The organism is Glycocaulis sp., assembly GCF_051859565.1.
GTDB lineage: Bacteria > Pseudomonadota > Alphaproteobacteria > Caulobacterales > Maricaulaceae > Glycocaulis.
This window is the reverse complement of the sequence record NZ_JBHYFK010000010.1, coordinates 47,483-52,423: the sequence shown is the minus strand read 5'-3', so window position 1 is coordinate 52,423 and position 4,941 is coordinate 47,483. Positions and strand designations below refer to the sequence as shown.

Here is a 4,941-nt window from a genome sequence, read left to right as displayed (position 1 = left end):
GGCGGTGCGGTGTCCCCCCGTGTTTGGGGGGGTGTGGGCGGCGACGGTGCGGGTGGGGGGAGCTTTTATTGAACAATCCCCCCTCGGCCCTTCGGGCGTTCGAAGCTTCGCTTCTCACCCCGCCCGTAAACGGGGGGAGACATCGCAGCGACTCTGACCGGCGCGATTGCGCGCGGGCCTGGCGAGCGCCACACTTGCGTCCATGTCAGACCTCTTCCAATCCGCTGGCCTTGAAAGCGACGCCCCGCGTCCGCTGGCCGACCGTCTGCGTCCGCAATCGCTCGAAGAGGTGGTGGGGCAGGACCATGTGCTGGGGCCTGACAGCCCGCTGGGGCGCATGCTGGCGCAGGGTCGGCTATCCTCGATCATTCTCTGGGGACCGCCGGGCGTCGGCAAGACCACCATTGCCCGCCTGCTGGCCGAGGCATCGGGGCTGGAGTTCCACCCGCTCTCGGCGGTGTTCTCCGGTGTCGCGGATCTGAAAAAAGCCTTCGAGCAGGCGCGTGGCCGGCGCGCGGCAGGCAAGGGCACGCTCCTGTTCGTCGATGAGATACACCGCTTCAACCGCGCGCAGCAGGACGGTTTCCTGCCCGTGGTGGAGGAGGGGGTGGTCACGCTCGTTGGGGCGACGACCGAAAATCCCAGCTTTGAGCTGAATGCCGCGCTTCTGTCGCGCTGTCAGGTTCTGGTGCTGAAACGTCTGGATGAGGGCGCGCTGGGGCTGCTCTTGCAGAGGGCGGAAGCGGCAGAGGGTCATGAACTGCCCTTGTCGCCGGAGGCGCGCGAGGCGTTGATAGCGATGGCCGACGGGGACGGGCGCTACCTGCTGAACCTCGCCGAGGAAGTGCTGCGGCTGGAGCCTGAAGCCCCGTTGTCCACGCCGGAGCTTGGCAAATTCCTGCAGCGCCGCGCGCCGGTCTACGACAAGGACCGCGAGGAGCACTACAATCTCATCTCCGCCCTGCACAAATCGGTGCGCGGCTCAGACCCGGATGCGGCGCTCTACTGGCTGGCGCGCATGCTGGGGGCTGGCGAGGATCCGCTGTTTCTGGCCCGGCGCATTGTGCGCATGGCCAATGAGGATATCGGACTTGCCGACCCGACCGCCATTCACGCCGCGCTGGCCGCGAAGGAAACCTATGATTTCCTCGGCAGCCCGGAAGGCGAGCTGGCGCTGGCGCAGGCGGTGGTGCATCTGGCGTGCGCGCCCAAGTCCAATGCTGTCTACATGGCGTGGAAGGCCGCCCAACGTCTCGCCGGAGAGACCGGCTCGCTGATGCCGCCAGCCCACATCCTCAACGCGCCAACCCGGCTGATGAAGGATCAGGGATACGGCAAGGGCTATGAATACGATCACGATGCGCCCGGCGGCGTGTCAGGTCAGGACTATTTCCCTGGCGCCATGAAAGACCGCCCGCGCCTTTACGAGCCGAAGGATTCAGGGCGTGAAGCCGCCATTGCCGAGCGGCTGGCGCGCTGGAGGGCGATGCGGGAGAAGAGGCGGGGCTAACCGGCGTTAAGCCACTCACTTGCCAGCGCGTGTTGCCGAGCCTAACCACTAGTCCATGCAACACATCCTTCTCATCGCTGCTGGCGGCGCGCTTGGGGCGCTCGGACGTTACGCGCTGGCGGCCTTTGTCGACGGGCGTCTGGGCGGCAGGTTTCCGTGGGGTACGCTCGCGGTCAATTTCACAGGCGCTGCCCTGATCGGCCTGCTGGCCGGGCTATGGTTGTCAGAAGGCGGTGCGGCGGGTACGGCCTGGACGTTTCTCGTGATCGGCGTGCTGGGCAGCTATACGACTGTGTCGTCCTTTTCCCTGCAGACGCTGGAGCTGTTTCAGGCGGGCCGCATCGTGGCGGCTGGCGCGCTGGCCCTCCTGTCGCTTGCGGGCTGTCTGATGCTGGCAGCAGGCGGGTTTGCTCTTGTGACGGGGCTGGCAGGCGCATGAAGGCGCGTCCTTACCTCCTGCTGGCAGTGGCCGCGGGGGGCGCGCTCGGCGCACTCACCCGCTACGCAGTTGCGCTGGCGCTCGCGGGTGGTGATTTGCCGTGGGGAACGCTGGCGGCCAACGCGTGTGGTTCCCTGCTGATCGGCCTCTATGCCGGCGCGATGGTGTGCGGGCGGATTAAGCCCGGCCTGGTGCAGAGGCATTTCGTGGTGACGGGGTTTTGCGGCGGGTTCACCACTTTTTCCATCTTCAGTCTTGAGATTGTTCTGCTTGCCCAGGCGGGTGAGGCGGGTCCGGCCCTTCTCTACCTCGTCCTGTCGATCGTGCTGTGGTTTGCTGGCGTGGCTGCGGGCTGGAAGCTGGCCGGTGCGCGGTTGCGTCCGGTCCGTCCCTGAGCGCCGTCAGCAGAGCGTCCGTCTTGCAGGCGGGCCTGCGCGGCACTATCCCTTCGCGCCATGAGCAAGGTTGAAACCCGCACCGTGGCCCCCGATGAGGCCGACATTCGCCTCGACCGCTGGTTCAGGCGTCATTTCCCCCATGTAACGCATGGCGCGCTGGAAAAGCTGCTGCGCACCGGGCAGGTGCGTGTTGATGGCGGACGGGTGAAGGGTAATCACCGGCTGGAGGCGGGTCAGGAAATCCGCATTCCGCCGCTGCCTGCGCCGGGTGAGGCTGCGCCGCCCAAGACCATCAGCGCCGAGGACAAGGCGTTCGCACGCTCCATGGTGCTCTATGAGGATGATACGCTCATCGCCCTGAACAAGCCGCCTGGCCTGCCCGTGCAGGGCGGCTCGAAAGTGGTGCGCCATCTGGACGGCCTGCTGGACGCGTTCGGCACTGGCGACAGGCGCCCGCGCCTCGTCCACCGTCTCGACAAGGATACGTCCGGCGTGATCGTGGTGGCCAAGGGTGCATCGCATGCGGCCACGCTGGCGGCCCTGTTCAAGGGACGTGATCTTGAAAAGACTTATTGGGCGATCGCGCTGGGCATCATGATGCCGCGCGCGGGCGAGATCACCGGCTATATGAAGAAGACGGCTTCCACGCAGGGCGACCGCGAGCTGATGGTCGCTGCCCGCCATGGCGAGGAAGGCGCGCAATACGCGCTTACCCGCTATGCCACGGCAGATGAGGCGGGCCGCCGTGCGAGCTGGGTTGTCCTGCGCCCGGAGACGGGCCGGACCCACCAGCTGCGCGTGCATCTGGCCGCTGCCGGTCACGCCATTCAGGGCGACGGGAAATATGTGTGTGACGTGCCGCCGCTCGGCGGGGTGTCGCAAAAGCTGCACCTGCATGCGCGCAAACTGGTTATCCCGCGCGAAGGCAAGAAGCCGCTCGTGCTCGAGGCGCCGCTACCCAAACACATGGCTGACACGTTTGAGGCGCTGGGCTTTGATGCCGGGATGGATATGCGCGCGATAGAGGCCCAGCTGGCATGAGTGTAACGCTGCAAACCATCTTTGCTGCATACACGGCCCGCAACTATGCGGCTGCCCAAGGCATGATGAACAGCTACCGTGCGGCAAACCCTGAGACGGCCCAGTCTGCTCATTTGCAAGGGCTAATCTCCCGCCGTCTCGGAGATATTGACGGTGCTCTGGGGTGGATGCGCCACTCACTGCGTCTCGATCCCGGCAATCATGAGTATCTCAACAATTATGCCGGGTGCCTGCTTGCCGCGGGGCGGTCGGCCGAGGCAGCAGATGCTTGGAAGCAAGCTGCCAAAGCCCGCCCCGCTGAGGCGGTTTATGCTGAGGGGCTGGTGAGTGCCCTAAGTGCCAGCGGAGATCACCAGGCCGCCGAGCGCGCTGCGCGAGCGCTGACGGCCGGATCAGGTGCGTCACGCTCCAATAGCTGGGTAGCGGCAGCAAAAGCGTACTATGCGGCCGGCATGTACCTGGAAGCAATATCGGCTTTTGAAAAGGCGGCCGATCTTGGCGGCGATCCAGCGTCCTGCCTGGCAGGACGGATCGACGCCCTGGCTCTGATGGACAGGACGGACGAACTTGCCGCGATGCTGGACGAACAGCCGGCATCGCTTCGCGGCCATGTCTCTGTGCAGTCGGCTTGCGCCCGTGCGACATTCCTTGCCGGCAAGCCGAGCGACGCTGTCCGGATGTTTCAAGATATCTGGTCGCGCCAGGCAACCATCAGTACTTTCCGCGATCTCGCGCAGGCCTTGTGGACGGCTGGCAAGACAGAAGAGTTTGAAGCCCTCATTGAGTCCGTCGCGAGAACCGGGGATCCCGCTTTCGTAGCAGTAGCTGCTGACTGCCTTTACCAGATCGATCGTCATGCCGACGCGCTTGCGCTGCTGGCGCGGTTACCCGAGGCATCGCTGGCGAATCCCCAGATCGCCGGCCTGAGGGCTATTGTGCTTCAGGGCATGGGTGAGGGCGAACAGTCGCTTGAACTTGCGCGTATCGACTATGCGGCCCGGCCGCACGATAGCGGCTGCGCGATAAATCTTGTTGTTTCACTGCTGATGACCGGGGCCTACGGCGAGGCCGATGAGCTTATATCGAAGTTCCGCTCACGCTACCCGCTGGACCAAGGCTGGCTGGCCTATCAGGCAACGCTATGGCGTCTGACTGACAATCCGCAATATCGCAAGCTCTACGACTATGAGCGGTTTGTGAGAGCTTACCACCTGCCGGGCTGCGACGGTTATCCCGATGGCGAAAGCCTGAACTCGGCATTGAAAAGCGTGCTTGAGGCACGTCACGTCCTGGCCCGCAGCCCATTCAACCAGTCTCTTCGCAACGGGATACAGACACCGCGAAGCCTCTTGTGTGATCCGTCTCCGGCTGTCAGGGCCTACCTCTCCGCTCTTAGAGGGCCCATCTCCCAGTATCTGAACGAGATCGGACGTGACAAAAACCATGAATTGACCTGCCGCAATACCGGCAAGTTCCGCCTGTCAGGGTGCTGGTCTGTCAGGTTGTATGGCGGTGGCCGCCATGTGAACCATTTTCATCCGGCAGGCTGGATC

At 64.5% G+C, this 4,941-nt stretch carries 5 protein-coding genes; all 5 read left to right on the top strand.

Going from position 1 to position 4,941, the window contains the following annotated elements; translation table 11 throughout:
* The first annotated feature begins 202 nt into the window (after window positions 1–202).
* Window positions 203–1,510, top strand: a complete 1,308-nt coding sequence (locus ACTIGC_RS13185) for a replication-associated recombination protein A (protein WP_439634852.1) — start codon at window positions 203–205, stop codon at window positions 1,508–1,510.
* A 55-nt stretch (window positions 1,511–1,565) separates the two neighbouring features.
* Window positions 1,566–1,949 carry a fluoride efflux transporter FluC gene (locus tag ACTIGC_RS13180; RefSeq protein ID WP_439634851.1) on the top strand — a complete coding sequence of 128 codons (384 nt, stop codon included), beginning with the start codon at window positions 1,566–1,568 and terminating at the stop codon, window positions 1,947–1,949.
* Entirely contained in the window at window positions 1,946–2,344 is a 399-nt protein-coding gene (gene crcB / locus ACTIGC_RS13175; RefSeq protein WP_439634850.1) for a fluoride efflux transporter CrcB, read from the top strand. The genes ACTIGC_RS13180 and crcB overlap by 4 nt, the downstream gene beginning before the upstream one ends.
* A 60-nt stretch (window positions 2,345–2,404) precedes the next feature.
* Window positions 2,405–3,388, top strand: coding sequence for an RluA family pseudouridine synthase (locus ACTIGC_RS13170; protein ID WP_439634849.1), 984 nt, complete (start codon window positions 2,405–2,407; stop codon window positions 3,386–3,388).
* The coding region (locus tag ACTIGC_RS13165) for a tetratricopeptide repeat protein (RefSeq protein WP_439634848.1) at window positions 3,385–4,941 on the top strand (1,557 nt) is incomplete at its 3' end. The genes ACTIGC_RS13170 and ACTIGC_RS13165, both read left to right, overlap by 4 nt.

Bases quoted from the DNA above. Each gene is read 5' to 3' on its own strand.
- ACTIGC_RS13185 (WP_439634852.1), top strand. From the start codon at position 203: ATGTCAGACCTCTTCCAATCCGCTGGCCTTGAAAGCGACGCCCCGCGT.
- ACTIGC_RS13180 (WP_439634851.1), top strand. From the start codon at position 1,566: ATGCAACACATCCTTCTCATCGCTGCTGGCGGCGCGCTTGGGGCGCTC.
- crcB (WP_439634850.1), top strand. From the start codon at position 1,946: ATGAAGGCGCGTCCTTACCTCCTGCTGGCAGTGGCCGCGGGGGGCGCG.
- ACTIGC_RS13170 (WP_439634849.1), top strand. From the start codon at position 2,405: ATGAGCAAGGTTGAAACCCGCACCGTGGCCCCCGATGAGGCCGACATT.